The sequence below is a fragment of the Streptomyces sp. Tue6028 genome, from assembly GCF_002300165.1.
Lineage (GTDB): Bacteria > Actinomycetota > Actinomycetes > Streptomycetales > Streptomycetaceae > Streptomyces > Streptomyces siamensis.
The window spans coordinates 202262-219296 of sequence record NZ_MLCE01000021.1 but is presented as its reverse complement, the minus strand read 5'-3'; the positions used below and the strand labels follow the sequence as shown (position 1 = coordinate 219296).

10 protein-coding genes are annotated in these 17035 nt (G+C 71.3%); 7 read left to right on the top strand and 3 right to left on the bottom strand.

Features of this window, described 5'->3' with window-relative positions:
- The first annotated feature begins 114 nt into the window (after positions 1–114).
- Positions 115–1053, top strand: a complete 939-nt coding sequence (locus BKI49_RS19360) for a LysR family transcriptional regulator (RefSeq protein WP_095935526.1) — start codon at positions 115–117, stop codon at positions 1051–1053.
- Between the two features lie 127 nt (positions 1054–1180).
- Here BKI49_RS19360 and BKI49_RS19355 read toward each other — a convergent pair whose 3' ends face one another.
- Positions 1181–3244: a PhoX family protein gene (locus BKI49_RS19355; protein ID WP_095935525.1), complete on the bottom strand. Its 2064-nt coding sequence runs from the start codon at positions 3242–3244 to the stop codon at positions 1181–1183.
- 231 nt (positions 3245–3475) lie between these two features.
- On the opposite strand from BKI49_RS19355, the gene BKI49_RS19350 reads away from it, so the two are divergent.
- The 5 genes from BKI49_RS19350 (at position 3476) to BKI49_RS19330 (ending at position 11779) form a co-directional block, all read left to right on the top strand.
- Entirely contained in the window at positions 3476–5302 is a 1827-nt protein-coding gene (locus tag BKI49_RS19350) for a VWA domain-containing protein (RefSeq protein WP_095935524.1), read from the top strand.
- Positions 5303–5473: 171 nt separating this feature from the next.
- Positions 5474–7189: a methionine--tRNA ligase gene (gene metG, locus BKI49_RS19345; RefSeq protein ID WP_095935523.1), complete on the top strand. Its 1716-nt coding sequence runs from the start codon at positions 5474–5476 to the stop codon at positions 7187–7189.
- 198 nt (positions 7190–7387) lie between these two features.
- Positions 7388–7753, top strand: coding sequence for a PH domain-containing protein (locus BKI49_RS19340; protein WP_095935522.1), 366 nt, complete (start codon positions 7388–7390; stop codon positions 7751–7753).
- Positions 7754–7888: 135 nt separating this feature from the next.
- Complete coding sequence (locus BKI49_RS19335) at positions 7889–11101, top strand: FG-GAP repeat domain-containing protein (protein ID WP_095935521.1); 3213 nt, start codon at positions 7889–7891, stop codon at positions 11099–11101.
- A gap of 201 nt (positions 11102–11302) precedes the next feature.
- Positions 11303–11779 carry a hypothetical protein gene (locus tag BKI49_RS19330; RefSeq protein WP_095935789.1) on the top strand — a complete coding sequence of 159 codons (477 nt, stop codon included), beginning with the start codon at positions 11303–11305 and terminating at the stop codon, positions 11777–11779.
- A 68-nt stretch (positions 11780–11847) separates the two neighbouring features.
- On the opposite strand, the gene BKI49_RS19325 is transcribed toward BKI49_RS19330, so the two are convergent.
- Positions 11848–12801 (bottom strand): intradiol ring-cleavage dioxygenase, encoded by a 954-nt coding sequence (locus tag BKI49_RS19325; protein ID WP_095935520.1) that lies wholly within the window; start codon positions 12799–12801, stop codon positions 11848–11850.
- A gap of 116 nt (positions 12802–12917) precedes the next feature.
- Positions 12918–14681, bottom strand: a complete 1764-nt coding sequence (gene aspS, locus BKI49_RS19320; RefSeq protein ID WP_095935519.1) for an aspartate--tRNA ligase — start codon at positions 14679–14681, stop codon at positions 12918–12920.
- A 154-nt stretch (positions 14682–14835) separates the two neighbouring features.
- Between aspS and BKI49_RS19315 the strand changes: the two genes are divergently transcribed.
- Positions 14836–17025: a SpoIIE family protein phosphatase gene (locus BKI49_RS19315; RefSeq protein WP_095935518.1), complete on the top strand. Its 2190-nt coding sequence runs from the start codon at positions 14836–14838 to the stop codon at positions 17023–17025.
- Positions 17026–17035: the final 10 nt, after the last annotated feature.

The window sequence follows — 17035 nt, the reverse complement described above, 5'->3', positions numbered from 1 at the left end:
GCAAGTGGCGATAGTCCGGAGCTATCAGCCCGCACTCGATCAACCAACTCGCCCATTTCAGAGCGGTTTTGTGCGTCTGGTGAAAGCTTTGATTCCGCTTTAGGCTCCGACGGCATGGAGCTTGAGGTCAGGCACCTCCGCGCACTGTGCGCCATCGCCGACACCGGCAGCCTGCACCGCGCCGCTCGCCAACTCGGCGTCGCACAGCCCTCGTTGAGCACACAACTGCGGCGCATCGAGCAGGAGCTCGGCGGCACGCTGTTCCTGCGCACGCGCACCGGCTGCCGGCCCACCCCGCTCGGCCGGATCGTCCTGGGTCGCGCCCGCCCGCTGGTGGCCGAAATGCGCACCCTGGTCGCCGAGGCGCGCGCCGCCGCCGCGGACGGCCCCCAGCTCCGGATCGGCTCCACCGCCAGCCGCGCGCTCGCGGGCTGGCTGCGCCGGCTCCGAGCCCGGCAGCAGGAGACGCTCCTGCAGATGGACGTCTCCCCGAACGCCCTGCTCCGCATGGTCGCGGACGGCCAGCTCGACGTCGCCTTCGTGCACGAGGTCGAGGGCTCCCCGCTGCGCGTCCCGGAGGGACTTCGGCTGCGCGTCCTGGTCGAGCGCGAGCCCCAGTTCGTCTCCCTGCCGACCGACCACCCGGCCGCCGCACACCCCGTCGTGCAGCTGTCGGAACTGGCCGAGGACCGGTGGATGGTGGACCCGACGGTGGACGGCGAATGGGACGCCGTGCACCGCATGCTGCGCACGGCCGGACTCAACCCCCGCGTCCTGCACGGCGACTACCACACGGCCGCGACCCTCGTCGCGACCGGCGAGGTCGTCACGGTCTGCCAGCCGACCTCCCAGTCCCGCCCCGAGACGGCCGTACGCCCGCTCGCGGGCGACCCCCTCGGCGTACGGCTGCTGCTCGCGGCGCGCACGCAGGCGGACCTGGAGGCCGTCTGCCCCGACCTGGAGGAGGCGTACTGGGAGGCCGCCCGGCAGGCACCCGCGTACCGGGAATGGCTGGAAGCCACCGGGACGGAGCAGGCCGTCCCGACGCCCTGACGAACAATCTCCGCGGACCCCGCCGCCGCCCCGACGGACGGTCTCCGCGGATCCCGCCGCCGACCGCACAGGCGGCCGGCGGCGGCCCGATACGCCCCCTGACACCCCGGATCGACCGGGGCGTCCCTCAGATCCCGATGTCGCGGCCGTCCGCGCGCCACACGGCCACGACCGCCGGGCGGACGATCTTCCCGGGCCCGTCGGGCCAGACGCTCGCCGGCTTCTCGACGGACGCGCCGTCGACCTCGCCCGGGTGCTGGACGGCGACCAGCACGCGCCGGTCCTGGACGAGCGGGCCGCAGGTCTCCGCGCCGGTCGGCACCGTCAGGAACTGCTTCAGCTCACCGCGCCGGTCACCCCTGGTCGCCACCCCGAACAGACCGTCGTGCGAACCGAGCTGGTTGCCGTCGGTGGAGATCCACAGATTGCCGTGCGGGTCGAACGCCACGTTGTCCGGGCACGAGATCGGGCTGACCCGGTCCTTCGGGAAGCCCGCGAAGTACGTAGCGGGGTCCGCCGGGTCGCCCGCGACGAGGAACAGCGACCAGCCGAAACGCGTGCTCTCGGCGCGGCCCCGGGCCTCGGTCAGCTCCAGGATGTGGCCGTGCTTGTTGGCGTTGCGCGGGTTGGCCTCGTCGGCGGGCGCGGAGCCCGCCTTGCCGCGGTTGGTGTTGTTCGTCAGCACGACGTACACCTTGCCGGTGTGCGGGGAGGGCTGGATGTCCTCGGGCCGGTCCATCTTGGTGGCGCCGACCTTGTCTCCGGCGAGCCGGGTGAAGACGAAGACCTCCTCGGCCGTCATCCCGTCGACGTGCGAGACGGCACCGCGCGCCGTCGCGGTCGCCAGCGGGATCCACTCGCCGCTGCCGTCGAACTCGCCGTCCGCGGGGAGCTTCCCGCTGCCGTCGATGTCGGCGGCCGGGGAGTCGCCGGTGAGCCGGGCGACGTACAGCGTGCCCTCGTCGAGGAGGGAGAGGTTGTGCTCGCGGTCGGCCCGGGAGCCGCCCCTGCGCATCCGCTTGCTGCCGACGAACTTGTAGAAGTAGTCGAAGCGCTCGTCGTCACCGGTGTAGACGACGGGACGACCGTCGTCCGTCAGCCGCACGGTCGCCGCCTCGTGCTTGAAGCGTCCGAGCGCGGTGTGCTTGCGGGGAGTGGAGGACGGGTCGTACGGGTCGAACTCCACGACGTAGCCGAACCGGTGCACCTCGTTCGGCTCCTGGGCGACGTCGAAGCGCTTGTCGAAACGCTCCCACTTGCGCTCGGTGGCGCCCGTGCCGATCCCGTACCGCTTGTCGGTGGCGCGGGAGCTGTTGGCGAAGTACTGGTTGAAGTTCTCCTCGCCGTGCAGCGTGGTGCCCCAGGGGGTGGTGCCGCCCGAGCAGTTGTTGAGCGTGCCGAGGACCTTGCGGCCGGTCGGGTCGGCGGAGGTCTTCAGCAGGTCCGAGCCGGCGGCCGGGCCGGTGAGCCGGAACTCGGTGGTCGCGGTGACCCGGCGGTTGAGGTGGTGCCGGGGGACGGCCGTCAGCCTGCCGGTGCGGTGGTCGCCCTCCACGACGACGGCGGACAGTCCGTGCGCGGCCCAGGCGATCTCGGCCTGCTCGAGGGTGGGGTTCTCCGCGTCGTACCCGCGGAACATCAGGATCTCGTCGGTGTACTCGTGGTTGGCGACGAGGAGCTGGCGACCCCGCTCGCCGGGCAGCGGCAGGAGGGCCAGGAAGTCGTTGTTGTAGCCGAACTGGCCGGCCTGGGCCGCGGCGGTCTGGTTCTCGGGGTCGAAGGCGGGAGCACCGCGCAGGATGGGCTCACCCCAGCGGATGACGACGTTCTGCCGGTACCCGTCGGGGATCGTCACGGCGTCCTCGGTGTTGGGCGCGACCGGCGCGAAACGCAGCCCACGCGCCCCTTTTTCGCCCTTGTGCGCCGAAGCGTCCGGCGCCGCGGCGGCCTGCGGAGCTCCGGTGCCGACGACGGCCGCGCCGGTCGCCGTGGCCACCGTGACGACGGCCGCGGCCCGCATCACCGAGCGGCGGCTGAGCGCACCGGCGATCACGTCGCCGACGTACGCGTTGCCGCTGGTGTTGGGCACCTCGTGGAAGCAGGCGTCACCACAGCGGAACCGGCAGGTCATCGCGGACCGGCCGCCCGGATGCGAGCCGGGCGTTGCGATCAACGGCAGAGATCTGCGCACTTTACTCTCCCCATACGAACCCTTGGTGTGAGCGTGACGCTAAGGGGGCGTGTGTGCAGGAACGCGGCGACTGCATGAACGAAGAGTGAACCTGCGGGAGCCACAGGGGTGTTGACACGGCGCTCCGGCGGCTGTCCGCCCCTGCCCAAGATCGCCAGTCGCGGCCGCTAACCTTACGTGTCCGTCCTGGCCAGGGATTGACGGGATCAACTCACGCGAAGGGTTGCGCACATGGGCATTCTCACTCTCCTGCGGAATGCGTTCGGCCGCTCACGCAAGGGTCGTGACGCCGACGCGGAGACCTCGCGAGAGGCCTCGGCTCCGGCCGTCCCGGCCCCCACCCAGGAGCCCGAGCCGGCTCCCGCCCCCGCCCGGGAGGCCGCCGAGCCGAGGATTCCGGCCCCGGCCTCCGAGCCCGAGCCGTCCGTGGTGGACGACCTGGTCTCGGCGGCCTTCGACAACGTGACGGTCCCGAAGCAGTCCCAGCCGGAACCGTCCACCGACCCGAAGCCGGTGGCCGAGACGAAGCCTGCGGCGGAGCCGGTGGCCGAGGTCGAGCCCGAGCTGGAGCCGGTGGCCGAGGTCGAGCCCGAGCCCGAGCCGGAGCCCGGGCCGGTGGCCGAGGCGAAGCCTGCCGCGGAGTCCGAGGCGACGGCCGAGCCGGTCGCCGAAGCGACGCCCGCTGCCGAGCCGACGGTCGAGGTCGAGCCGGCGGCCGAGGCCGAGCCGGAGTCGACGCCGGAGCCGGCGGCCGACGCCGAGCCGACCGCCGAGGCAGAGCCCGCAGCCGAGCCGGAGACGGTGGCTGCGACCGGACCCGCGGCCGAAGCGGCGCCCGCCGCCGAGCCCGAGCCGGTGGCCGAAGCTGAGCCGACCACCGAGACGGAGCCCGCAACCGAGCCCGAGGCGGCTGCCGAGGCCGAGCCGGTCGCGGAAGCGAAGCCCGCCGCCGAGCCCGAGCCGGCGGCCGAGGCGGAGCCTGTGACTGAGCCGGTCGCCGAGGCGGAGCCTGTGACTGAGCCGGTCGCCGAGGCGGAGCCGGTGACTGAGGCCGAGCCGACGGCCGAGGCGGCGACTGAGACCGAGCCGGAGTCTGCGCCGGAACCGGTGGCTGCGGCCGAGCCGGTCGCCGAAGCGACGCCGGAGCCGGTGGCCGCGGCCGCCGACGGCGAGAAGACCCCCGAGGCCCGACCCGCACCCGAGCAGGATGCCCGCACGGGTGGTGCGGGTGGGAACGACGAAGCCGAAGGCGAAGCCGAGGCCGACCAGCCCGCAACGCCGGCCCCGTCCCCCACGGCCGAGGAGCAGCCCACCCCCGCAGCCGAAGCGGAGCCCACCCCAGAGGCAGAGCCCGCGGCAGCACCCACAGCCGAGGCGGAGCCGCACCCCGCCGCCACGGCGACCCGCGTCAAGGCCGAGGCCCCGGCCCTCACCGCGGCGTACAACGAGGCAGGCACCGCCCTCGGGAAGCGGGACCTCACCGGCACCCGAGCTCGCGTCTACCTCGTCCTCGACCGCTCCGCGTCGATGCGCGGGTACTACAAGGACGGCTCCGCCCAGGCCCTCGGCGAGCAGGCCCTCGCCCTCGCCGCCCACCTGGACCCGGAGTCGACGGTCCACGTGGTGTTCTTCTCCACGGAGCTGGACGGCACCGGCGAACTGACCCTCGCCGAGCACGAGAACAAGGTCGACGAGCTGCACGCGGCGCTCGGCCGCATGGGCCGCACCAGCTACCACGCGGCGGTGCAGGAAGTGCTCTCCCAGCACGAGAAGCACGGCTCGGACGCCGGCTCCCCGCTCCCCGCCCTGGTGATCTTCCAGACGGACGGCGCTCCGGACGCGAAGACGCCGGCCACCCAGTCCCTCACCGAGGCGGCGAAGGACCACCCTTCGGTGTTCTTCTCCTTCGTGGCGTTCGGCGAGCACGACAACAAGGCCTTCGACTACCTCCGCAAGCTGAAGACCGGGAACACGGCCTTCTTCCACGCGGGCCCGGCCCCGCGCGAGCTGACGGACGCCGAGCTCTACGACGGCGTACTGGAGAACTGGCGGCCGTAGCGCCGTAGCGCTCCGCGCCCCCCGACACCCGGCCGCCCGCTTCCCACCCCTCAAAACGGGAAGCGGGCGGCCCACCCATGTCGGCTACGATTTCAAGGTTCACAGAAGACGACCCGCCGACCCGAAAAGCGACGGACGTCACTCCGCGTAGCGACTTGGGAGCAGCCCGCGATGGCTCGACACCTCATCACCAGCGCCCTTCCGTACATCAACGGGATCAAGCACCTGGGCAACATGGTGGGGTCCATGCTCCCGGCGGACGTGTACTCCCGGTACCTCCGCCAGCGCGGTCACGACGTCCTGTACATCTGCGCGACGGACGAGCACGGCACCCCGGCCGAGCTGGCCGCGAAGGAGCAGGGCCTGCCGGTCGACGAGTTCTGCGCGCAGGCGCACGACGCGCAGAAGGCGGTGTACGACGGCTTCGAGCTGGCCTTCGACTACTTCGGCCGCAGCTCCAGCGCCGAGAACCGCGACATCACCCAGCACTTCGCCCGCCGCCTGAACGAGAACGGCTTCATCGAGGAGCGTGCGATCCGCCAGGTGTACTCGCCGGCGGACGGCCGCTTCCTGCCGGACCGCTATGTGGAGGGCACCTGCCCGCACTGCGGCTACGACAAGGCGCGTGGCGACCAGTGCGAGAACTGCACGCGTGTCCTGGACCCGACCGACCTGATCAACCCGCGTTCGGCGATCTCCGGCTCGACGGACCTGGAGGTCCGGGAGACGAAGCACCTCTTCCTCCTCCAGTCCAAGCTCCAGCACGAGGTCGAGGAGTGGGTGTCCCGTCACGAGGCCGACTGGCCGCAGCTGGCCTCCTCCATCGCCCGCAAGTGGCTGAACGAGGGCCTGCACGACCGGGCGATCACCCGTGACCTGGACTGGGGCGTGCCGGTCCCGGCCGACACCTGGCCGGAGCTCGCGGCGGAGGGCAAGGTCTTCTACGTCTGGTTCGACGCCCCGATCGAGTACATCGGTGCGACGAAGGAGTGGGCGGACCAGGACCCGGAGAACCGCGACTGGAAGTCGTGGTGGTACGACGTGGACACCACCGTGCGCTACACGGAGTTCATGGCGAAGGACAACGTGCCCTTCCACACCGTCATGTTCCCGGCCACCGAGCTGGGCGTGCGCGAGCCGTGGAAGAAGGTCGACTACGTCAAGGCCTTCAACTGGCTGACGTACTACGGCGGGAAGTTCTCCACGTCGCAGAAGCGGGGCGTCTTCACCGACCAGGCGCTGGAGATCCTGCCCGCCGACTACTGGCGCTACTTCCTGATCGCCAACGCCCCGGAGTCGGACGACTCGTCGTTCACCTGGGAGCACTTCACGGCCACGGTCAACAAGGACCTCGCCGACACCCTCGGCAACTTCGTCAACCGCGTGCTGTCCTTCTCGAAGAAGCGCTTCGGCGAGGAGGTCCCGGCGGGCGCCGCGGCCGGTGAGGCGGAGGCGAAGCTCGGCGAGGAGATCGCGGGCCTGCTGGCCGAGTACGAGACCCAGATGGAAGCCCTCCAGTTCCGCAAGGCGGCGGCCGCGCTGCGCGCCCTGTGGTCGGCCGGCAACTCCTACCTGGAGGAGAAGGCCCCCTGGCTGGAGATCAAGACCGACCCGGAGGGCGCGGCACTGACCCTGCGTACGGCGATGAACCTGATCCACCTGTACTCGGTGGTCTCCGAGCCCTTCATCCCGGCCTCCTCCAAGGCCATGCGCACGGCGTTCGCCCTCCAGGACGACACGGCGGCGTGGGTGACGCGGGACGAGGCGAAGTCCCTGGACTCGGTGCCCGCGGGCACCCCGTTCACCGTCCCGCCGGTCCTCTTCGCCAAGCTCACGGACGAGGACCTGGAGACGTACAAGGAGCGCTTCGGCGGCGCCCCGGAGTAGCAGCGGCGGCCGGTGGGCCGAGGCCCGGGAACGAGCAGTTCCCGGGCCTTCCGCATCCCCGGAGCAGGACAAACGGAACCCTCTCCTCCTCTGTGCCTCCCTCTCCTCCGGGCGGTATACATTGCGAAGATCATGTGAAGCCATTGGCTCACTGGGACACGAGTGGACGAGTGAGTCCACTGAGTGGGGGGTTCATCCATGGCACTCTTCGGAAACGCGCACACCGTCGACCCGACGGCGGCACAGCAGGACTTCGCGCGCCTGCTCGGCCAGAACGAGCAGGTCCACGCCGCGTACCAGCTGATACGCGACACCATCCTGTTCACCGACCGCCGTCTGCTCCTCGTCGACAAGCAGGGCATCACCGGCAAGAAGGTGGAGTACCACTCCATCCCGTACCGCAGCGTCACCCACTTCGCGGTGGAGACGGCCGGCACCTTCGATCTCGACGCCGAACTCAAGATCTGGGTCTCGGGCACCGCGGCGCCCATCGAGAAGACGTTCACCAAGGGCGTCGACATCTACGAGGTCCAGGCGATCCTCACCCAGTTCGTGGCGAAGTAGCACCGCCCGGCAGGCGGGCCGGGACCGGCCCGCCTGCGCCTGTACGGCGCCTCCCCGCGAGGACCCCGTCGGCCCTTGCTAGCATCCGCACACTTGTGCGAGGGCGGGGGCCCTCGCGGGGAGGGAACAGTTCACGTGGGCAGACACGCCCCGAGACGGCGCGGCCCGGCCGCCCTCGTCTCCACACTCGCGGTCGCCTTGGCGGCCGGCACCATCACCCTGTTCGCCGGCACCCCGGACGGCGCCGGCAGCGCGCTGGCCGCCGCGGCGGCCGGATCGGCGGGGACGACGGAGATCCTGCTGGACGATCCGAGCAGCGACACCCCGCGCTCCGACCGGCTGCTCTCCGCGGGCAGGACCGGATTCCTGCACCGTCAGGCCGGGGTCGCGGGCCTGCTGTGGACGGCCTACGAGGACGGCACCACCGTCACCGTGCAGGGGCCGACCGGCGTCTACAAGCCGACCACCACCACCTGCTGGGACATCCAGCTGCGCTGCGCCTCGGGCATGTACGGGCAGGCCGCCGACACCGTCGCCCTGCCGCACGCCTCCTACGGCGACCCGGTGTCCCTGTGGAGCCCGGACAACAGCGCGCTACGGACCGTCGACCTGAGCCAGTCGGCCGACTACGTGGGCACCTACGGGGACACGCTCGTCACGGTCGAGTGGAACGGCGTCGTCGACGGCGAACAGCTCGACGGCTACCGGCTGCACCTCGTGGACCTCGTCGACGGCAAGCAGCGCGACCGCGTGGTCGACGGCTACCCGGCCGAGGGTTCCTGGAACGTGAGCGCCGCGCGCACCGGCGACGAGGACGGCTTCCTCCTGGCCTACGCGATCCGCGACGGGAACGGCGACGTCGAGTCGTACACCGTCGGCTACCTCGACTTCGCGACCGCGCAGCTCACACCCGTCTTCACCGGCCTGGACGCCTCCCCGGAACTCGTCCTCACCGACGCCCGCGTCGGCTGGTACACGGAGTCCGCCGGACTGCACCTCAAGCCGCGCGGCGACCTCCTCGCCGAGGAGACCGTCCCGGTGGCGGGCAAGGAGATCGCCGGCTCGCCCGTCCCCGTCGTCGTCGGCGACTGGCTGGTCCTCGGTGTGTCCGGGGGCGGCGTCACGGCCGTGTCCCTGACCGACGGCACCGAGAAGACCCTGCTGACCCGGTCCTACGGGAACCCGGTGGCCACCCCTGAGGGCGACGCCCTCGTCACCGGTGGCACCGGCGCGGCGGACTGGTGGGTCCAGCGCGTCGGCCTCTTCGCCGACGGCACCCCGCGCCTGGAGAAGGTGCGCAAGGTGGTGCCGTACGAGAACGCCAAGACGGGCCTGGCGCTCAGCCGCGGCAGCCTGCGCGTGGCGGAGGACAGCACGAGCAGCACCTCGGACACCACGACCGTGCGCACGCTCACGACGAACGGCAGCACCGAACTGACCGCGTCCGCCCCCAGGACCGGCGACTCGGTGCGGCCCGTGTGCCCGTACCCGGGCACCACCTGCGCCGCGATGTGGGGCAACAGCGGCACGGCGCCCGAGGACGTGTACCTCGGCACCTTCTACGACGGTGACGAGGGCGGCAGCGGACTGGAGAACGCCGACCGGCTGGTCGCCATCGGCGACGAATGGTCCAACGACACACTGGAGTTCGGCACCACGGGCGGCTCCGTCGTCGATGTCTCCGACGGCTACGCGGTCTACAACTCCGGTGGCTCGACCCCGATGCAGTACGTCGGCGAGTTCGGCTACGGCCAGCAGCTGAAGCGCTCGGTCCGGGCCGCCGCCCTGAACGGCTCGACACTGTGGAGCGCCACCTCCACGACCGGCAAGCTCACCTCCTACAGCCTGGCCGAGGAGAAGACCCTCTCCACGGTCACGGTCCCGGGCCTCGGCTGTGTACCGAGCGAACTCCAGGCTGCGGGCCGCTGGGTGTACTGGTCGTGCCAGTCGGCCTCGGCCGGTGTGTACGACACCAAGGCCGGTACGTCGAAGGCCGTGCAGCCCGGCGATGTGCTGCTCGGCGACGGGTTCACCGTGCGGCACGACCACACCACCGGGCAGCTCGTGCTGACCCAGGCGTCCACCGGAGCCACCCGCGTGATCGCCTCCGACGTCCCGGGCACCGGTCCGGCCACGGACCGCCGTTACCGGTGGACCGTCGACGAGTACACGGGCCTGGTCGCCTGGACCGACTCGTTCCAGCAGACGCACGTCGCCACCACCGGCATCACGCCGTCCGCGACGACCGCCTTCCGCGGCGAGGCCGGCAGCTACGTCGAGCCGGGCGCGTCCACCGCCTGGACCGGCGACTGGCAGCTGTCCCGCCCGGTCACCTCCTGGTCGCTGACCTTCACCTCGGTGCAGAGCGGTGCGACCGGCAGGGCCACCCGTACGCTCACCGGCGGCGCGGTCTCCGCCCAGCTGTCCGCGAACTGGAACGGCAAGACCTCCGGCGGCACCCACTTCCCCAACGGGGAATTCACCTGGACGCTGAAGGCGACCGGTCTGGGCACCTCGGCCCCCGTCACGGTGACGTCCGGCGAGGGCTTCCTGCTCAGGGGAGCCGCGGTACGCCACGACTTCGGCAGCCCCGACGGCCCGGACGGCAGGGGTGACCTGCTCACCCTCAACTCCTCCGGCGGACTGACCGTCCAACAGGGCACCGGAAGGGGCACGTTCGGCGACAAGACCACCGGCACCGGATGGGCCACCTCCATCAAGGCGGTCCCCTTCGGCGACCTGAACGGCGACCGCTGCAACGACGTCCTCGTACGGCTGAGCAGCGGGGCCCTGCGCCTGTACAAGCCGGGCTGCAACGCCGCCGTCAAGCCGACGACGTCGTACACGACGCTCGCCACGAGCGGCTGGACGCAGTACGACGTCCTGACCTCGCCCGGCGACATGACCGGCGACGGCCGCCCGGACCTGATCGCACGCACCGCGTCCACCGGAACCGTCTACCTGTACAAGGGGACGAGCACGGGCGGCCTGTCCGCGCGCGTGAAGCTCTACGACAACTGGAAGGGCTACAAGAAGATCGTCGGCGCCGGCGATCTCGACGGCGACGGCATCGGCGACCTGCTCGCCCAGGACACCTCCAACACCCTCTACCGCTACCACGGCAAGGGGGACGGCACCTTCGCCGCCCGGGCGAAGCTGTTCGGCGACTGGGGCGGCTCCTACAACGCCGTCGTCGGCGTCGGCGACATCACCGACGACGGCAAGGCCGATCTGGTCTCCCGCGACAGCAGCGGAAACCTGTACCGCAACAGCGGTGACGGCAAGGGATCCTTCGGCTCCCGCACGAAGATCGCGACCGGCTGGAGCGGCTACAAGTTCCTCTCCTGACGGGCGCGCACATCGGCCGGGGCGCCCGGGACTTGATGTCCCGGGCGCCCTTGTCGTCGTCGCTCGTCCCCCGCCCGCCGAGCCGGTGACGGGGCACCCGGGCGCCGGTGGCGGCCCGGAGCGAACGGGCGCCGTCCGCTCCTCGGATCCGGAGTGGACCCCGGCGCTGGCATGTCCGCGCTCACCCGTATGGTTTCCGCCATGGCAGTCCCCGAGGTCATCCCGATCGCCTACGAGCCGAAGCACCGCACCGAGACCATCGGCCGGTACGCGGACGGTCAGTTCCTGGCATCGATCACGTACGCCTTCCCTGAAGGCTTCCGTCCCGACGACGGCTGGGAAGAGCACAAACGCCTCTACACGGTGCTCCACACCTTCGACGTCGAGGGCCGGTACCGCGACTCGGAGATCTGGTGCGCCGGCACCTGGGCCGAGCAGCAGCGCAATCCCGACGGCGACGACTCGGTCCTCGCGCAGGCCCGGATCCACCTGGCGAAGCTGCTGCGCAGCCTGCCCCGCCGCTCCTACACGGACATCGCCGTCCGCCCCTTCCAACTCACCGTCGACGGAGTGCTCTTCGGCCTGCTGAGCGGATCGGACGAGGACGGCGAGTGGGCCGAGCTCTACCCGGACCGGCTCGGCTTCGGCGAGCCGTGGGACGGCACCTACGACACCTGAGCGGCCGGGGTGAGGGACCGCCCGGGGCACCGCGCGGCCCCGGACGGCCCCGAGTTCCGCGGACGGTGCTACGAGGCCGACGCCGACGCGCTCGGCTGGGTGTCCGTGCTGTCGTGGGTCTCGTCCGGGGCGACGCCCATCGTCAGATGCGCGTGGACGCCCTTGGCGATGTTCTTCCTGCTGTAGTCGAGGCGGAGGAGACCGCCCGCATGCCCGTTCTGGGGGTAGATCGTGTCCTCGGTGAGGGTCGTGCGCGTGGTGGTGTTCGTCGCGTACGGGGCCACCTCGGCCGCGGCCAGGACCGACTTCTCGTCGAAGAAGAGCTGGCCGGTGTGACAGGTGTGGCCGCCCTCGTAGCCCGCGTCGGTCCAGGTGCCGTCCACGTGGACCTTCACGTGGATGTGGACGCAGCGGCCCTGGTACCAGCCCGGGAACACGGTCTTGAAGGTGACGTAGCCGTGCTTGTCGGTCTTCCAGGTGCCGCGCAGATAGCGCTCGTCGTCGGTGGGTTCGGAGTGGCCGCCGCCACCGGAGGGACCGCCGGACGGGGGCTCGCCGGTCGGGGTGCCGGTGGGCGTCCCTGAGGGTGCGTCGGTGGGGGCACCCGTCGGGGCGCCGCCGCCTCCGCCGCTGCCCATCGACTCGTAGCCGGAGTAGACGCCCAGCGCGGTGCAGTGCCAGATGTCGACCGCCGCGTTCTTGACGGGCTTGCAGGTCTCGGCGTCGATCACCTTGAGCTTGAGGGTCATGGGGATGCCCTCCTGGTCCTCGGTGATGTCCTGGCGGATCTTGTCCGCGTCGATGTAGTACGGACCCTCGGTGGTCTCCGAGGTCAGCGTGTAACAGGTCTCGGCGCTCGACGAGGCGTCCGCGGCGGAGGTGCCGGAGGCCGTCTCGCCCGCGAACGCGTTCACGGCGATGCCGCCGCCCACGCCCACGGCCGCCACGGCCGCTCCACCTGCGACGACGACCTTGCGTCGCGTCATGTTCCGTTTGTGCGCGGGTCCTTGGGTCTCAGTCATGAACCGGACCGTAGGGTTCCCACCTGTCAGCAGCATGGGTGCGGACTGTGGTTCTGCAAGGCCACGCGGAATGGCCCGGAACCGACGTCGGTTCCGGGCCACTCGGGTGCTGGGGCCTACTTCGGCTGCGGCTTGCGCACGGAGAGGTTCAGCTCGCGCAGACGGGTCTCGTCGAGCTCCGTGGGCGCGCCCATCATCAGGTCCTGCGCGTTGCCGTTGAGCGGGAACGCGATCGTCTCGCGGATGTTCGGCTCGTCCGCGAGGAGCATGACGATGCGGTCCACGCCCGGGGCGATGCCGCCGTGCGGCGGGGCGCCGAAGCGGAAGGCGCGGAGCATGCCCGCGAACTGCTCCTCGACGGTCTCACGGTCGTAGCCCGCGATCTCGAAGGCCTTGAGCATGATGTCGGGCTCGTGGTTCCGGATGGCGCCGGAGGACAGTTCCACGCCGTTGCAGACGATGTCGTACTGCCAGCCGAGGATGTCCAGCGGGTCCTGGGTCTCCAGGGCCTCCAGACCCCCCTGCGGCATCGAGAACGGGTTGTGCGAGAAGTCGATCTTGCCGGTGTCCTCGTCCTTCTCGTACATCGGGAAGTCGACGATCCAGCAGAACCGGAAGACGTCCTCCTCGAAGTGCCCGGCACGCTTGGCGGCCTCGACGCGCACCGCGCCCATGATCTTCGAGACCTCGTCGAACTCGCCCGCGCCGAAGAACACCGCGTGGCCGGCCGCCAGCGAGAGACGCTTGGTCAGCTCGGCGACGTTCTCCTCGGTGAGGAACTTCGCGATCGGACCCGTCAGCGAGCCGTCCTCGGCGACGCGGATCCAGGCCAGGCCCTTCGCGCCCAGGGTGACGGCGAAGTCACCGAGCTGGTCGAAGAACTTGCGGGGCTGCGCGGCGACGTCCGGCACCGGCAGGGCACGCACGTGCTTGCCCGCGAACGCCTTGAACTCCGAGCCCTCGAAGATGTCGGTGATGTCGACAAGCTCCAGCTGGGCGCGCAGGTCCGGCTTGTCGGAGCCGTACTTCAGCATCGCCTCGCGGAACGGGATGCGCGGGAACGGGGACGTCACATGACGGCCGTTGCCGAACTCCTCGAACAGCTCGGTCATCAGCTTCTCGATCGGCTGGAAGACGTCCTCCTGCTCGACGAACGACATCTCGACGTCGAGCTGGTAGAACTCGCCCGGCGAGCGGTCCGCGCGGGCGTCCTCGTCGCGGAAGCAGGGCGCGATCTGGAAGTAGCGGTCGAAGCCGGAGATCATCAGCAGCTGCTTGAACTGCTGCGGGGCCTGCGGCAGGGCGTAGAACTTGCCGGGGTTGAGACGGGAGGGCACCACGAAGTCGCGCGCACCCTCGGGGGAGGTGGCGCTGAGGATCGGGGTCGCCATCTCGTTGAAGCCGAGCGCCGTCATCTTGTGACGGATCGCCGAGATCACGGCCGTCCGCAGCAGGATGTTGCGGTGCATGCGCTCGCGGCGCAGGTCGAGGAAGCGGTACTCCAGGCGCCGCTCCTCGTTGACGCCGTCCTCGGCGTTGATCGTGAAGGGCAGCGGCTGGGCGGCGCCGAGCAGTTCGACCTCGCCGACCTCGACCTCGATCTCGCCGGTGGGCAGGTCGGGGTTCACGTTCTCCGCGCCGCGTGAGACGACCTTGCCGTCGATGCGGACGGTGGACTCCTTGGAGACCTTGTCCAGTGCCTCGTAGGCGGGCGTACCGGGGCGGGCGACGAGCTGCGTGATGCCGTAGTGGTCGCGCAGATCGATGAAGAGGATGCCGCCCAGGTCTCGGCGATTGTGCAGCCAGCCGCTCAGCCGGACGTCGCTCTCGACGTCAGAGGCGCGGAGCTCGCCGCAGGTGTGGGACCTGTACCGATGCATCGTCGTTCATCCAGTCTTCGCGGATCGGGGTCTGTTTCACGTGAAACGTCCTGGGCCGGGGCCCGGACCCCCCAAGGGTACCGGGCACCCCAGGATCGCCACTCCCCAATACTCTCGGTGGCAGGCGGCGATCACCTCTTCTTACAGTGGGGCCATGCGCACTGGTGAGCCCCTGCCCGGCGTGGGGGATGTCCTCGCCGCCCTCGCGACCGGCCTGTGGCGCTGGGACAACGCCGCCGGTCTGGTCACCTTCGACGCAGAGGCCGCCCGGCTGATCGGCCTGCCCGCGGAGCCGGCGACCCTCACCGAGGCGGGCGCGCGCTCCCATTTCCACCCCGTCGACTGGAACGAGATCGACGGGGTCGTCCAGCTCGCCGTCGCCGAGGGCACCCTGGCCGAGGCCCGGATGCGGATCATGGACGGGCACGGCCGGGTGCTCCGCACCGTCCGCAGCCGCTCCAAGCCGATCGTGGACCCGAAGACCGGCGAGTTCGAGCTCATCGGCACCCTCCAGGAGGTCTCCGAGCAGCCGCCGGGCGCCGCCGCGCGCACCCCGGTCACCGGCGACTGGCGCCGCTCGCGGGAGGCGTTCCTGCTGGACGCGGGCCGCGCGCTGGCCGAGGCCCGGTCGACGGCCGAGGTGCTGCGGGTCGCGGCCGGCCTGTCCATGCCCGGGTTCTCCCCCGACGGACTCGCCGTCTTCGGCGCCGAGGGCGACCGGCTGACGGTCATCGGCCACCACGGGCACCAGCCGGGGGCCGAGAGCCCCTTCTCGCACATGGCGCTGGCCACCGACTACCCGGCCGCGGAGGTCGTCCGCACGGGCCGTGCCGTCTACCTGTCCTCGCCCGACGACTACCGGGACCGCTATCCGGTCTCCTGGCCGCTCGCCAAGCACTTCGGACGGCACTCCTGGGCGTTCCTGCCGCTGACCGTCGCGGGCCGCACCATGGGGGCGTGGATGGCGGCCTTCACGTACCCCGTCAGCTTCACGCCCGACGAGCGATCGGTCCTCACGACCGTCGCCCGCATGCTCGCGCAGGCCCTGTCGCGCGCCGGGGCCGCCGAGACCGAGCGGGCACTCACCGACGGCCTGCAACGCTCGATGATGCCCATGCTGGGCCCCCGGATACCGGGCATGACCATCGCCGCGCGCTATGTCCCCACCGGCGGCGGCCTCCAGGTCGGCGGCGACTGGTACGACATGATCCCGCTGCCCGGGGGGAGCGCCCGGACGAAGTCCGGCGGAGGCCGCTTCGCGCTGGTCATCGGCGACGTCCAGGGCCACGACGTCCGCGCGGCGGGCCTGATGGGCCAGCTGCGCATCGCGCTGCGCGCGTACGCCTCCGAGGGCCACCGCCCCGACGCGGTGCTCTCCCGGGCCTCACGCTTCCTGTACGGGGTCACCGACTCGGTGACCTACGGGTCGAGCGGCGGCGCGGACGACGGGGATCCCGACGACACCCGCTTCGCGACCTGCCTCTACGTCGAGGTCGACCCGGCGACCGGGACGCTCGACATCGCCCGCGCCGGGCACCCGGACCCCGCTATACGCATGGCCGACGGAACGGTGCTGATGCGGCCGACGGCGGGCGGGCTGCCGCTGGGCGTCGACCCGGACGCCGACTACCCCACGACCCGGCTCGTCCTGGAACCGGGCGAGACCATGCTGATCTGCACCGACGGGCTCATCGAGACCGGCGGTCACGACCTCGACACCGGCTGGCGCCGTATCCGCCGGGCCCTGGAGGCCCACGAAGGCGACATGGAGTCCCTGGCCGACGCGCTCGTCCAGGTCGTGCACGGGCCCTCCTCGCACCACACCACCGGGCCGCTCGCCGACCGGCGGGAGGACGACATCGCCGTCGTGCTGCTGTGCCGGCAGGGACCGGGCTGCGGCTGCGACGACACCGTGACGCTCGCACCGCCGCCGGTGCGCCGCACGATGCTGACCGTGGCGCAGGCCGAGCCCGAGGCGATCGCCGGGGCCCGCCAGCAGCTGCGGGAGCTGCTCCACGACTGGGCCTCAGAGGACCAGTTCGACGGGGCGGTCCTGCTCGTCTCCGAACTGATCACGAACGTCCTGGTGCACACCGACACCGACGCGCTGATCGTCGCCGAGGTGGCGGGCGGCCCGGACGGACGGCGGCTGCGGGTGGAGGTCTCCGACGCGAGCGACGACCTGCCGCACCGGCGCCACCCGGGGGAGCTGGCGTCCTCCGGGCGGGGGCTGGTGTTCGTGGAGCTCCTCGCGGACGCCTGGGGCGTGGATCCCAGGGGCGAGGGGAAGAGCATCTGGTTCGAGTTCCACGAGGCCGGCGCGCAGGTCGCCGAGGACGGCTGAGGCCGGGCGC

Excerpts from the sequence above, each read along its gene's own strand:
- BKI49_RS19360 (WP_095935526.1), top strand. The coding sequence starts at position 115 with ATGGAGCTTGAGGTCAGGCACCTCCGCGCACTGTGCGCCATCGCCGAC.
- BKI49_RS19350 (WP_095935524.1), top strand. The coding sequence starts at position 3,476 with ATGGGCATTCTCACTCTCCTGCGGAATGCGTTCGGCCGCTCACGCAAG.
- metG (WP_095935523.1), top strand. The coding sequence starts at position 5,474 with ATGGCTCGACACCTCATCACCAGCGCCCTTCCGTACATCAACGGGATC.
- BKI49_RS19340 (WP_095935522.1), top strand. The coding sequence starts at position 7,388 with ATGGCACTCTTCGGAAACGCGCACACCGTCGACCCGACGGCGGCACAG.
- BKI49_RS19330 (WP_095935789.1), top strand. The coding sequence starts at position 11,303 with ATGGCAGTCCCCGAGGTCATCCCGATCGCCTACGAGCCGAAGCACCGC.
- BKI49_RS19325 (WP_095935520.1), bottom strand. The coding sequence starts at position 12,801 with ATGACTGAGACCCAAGGACCCGCGCACAAACGGAACATGACGCGACGC.
- aspS (WP_095935519.1), bottom strand. The coding sequence starts at position 14,681 with ATGCATCGGTACAGGTCCCACACCTGCGGCGAGCTCCGCGCCTCTGAC.
- BKI49_RS19315 (WP_095935518.1), top strand. The coding sequence starts at position 14,836 with ATGCGCACTGGTGAGCCCCTGCCCGGCGTGGGGGATGTCCTCGCCGCC.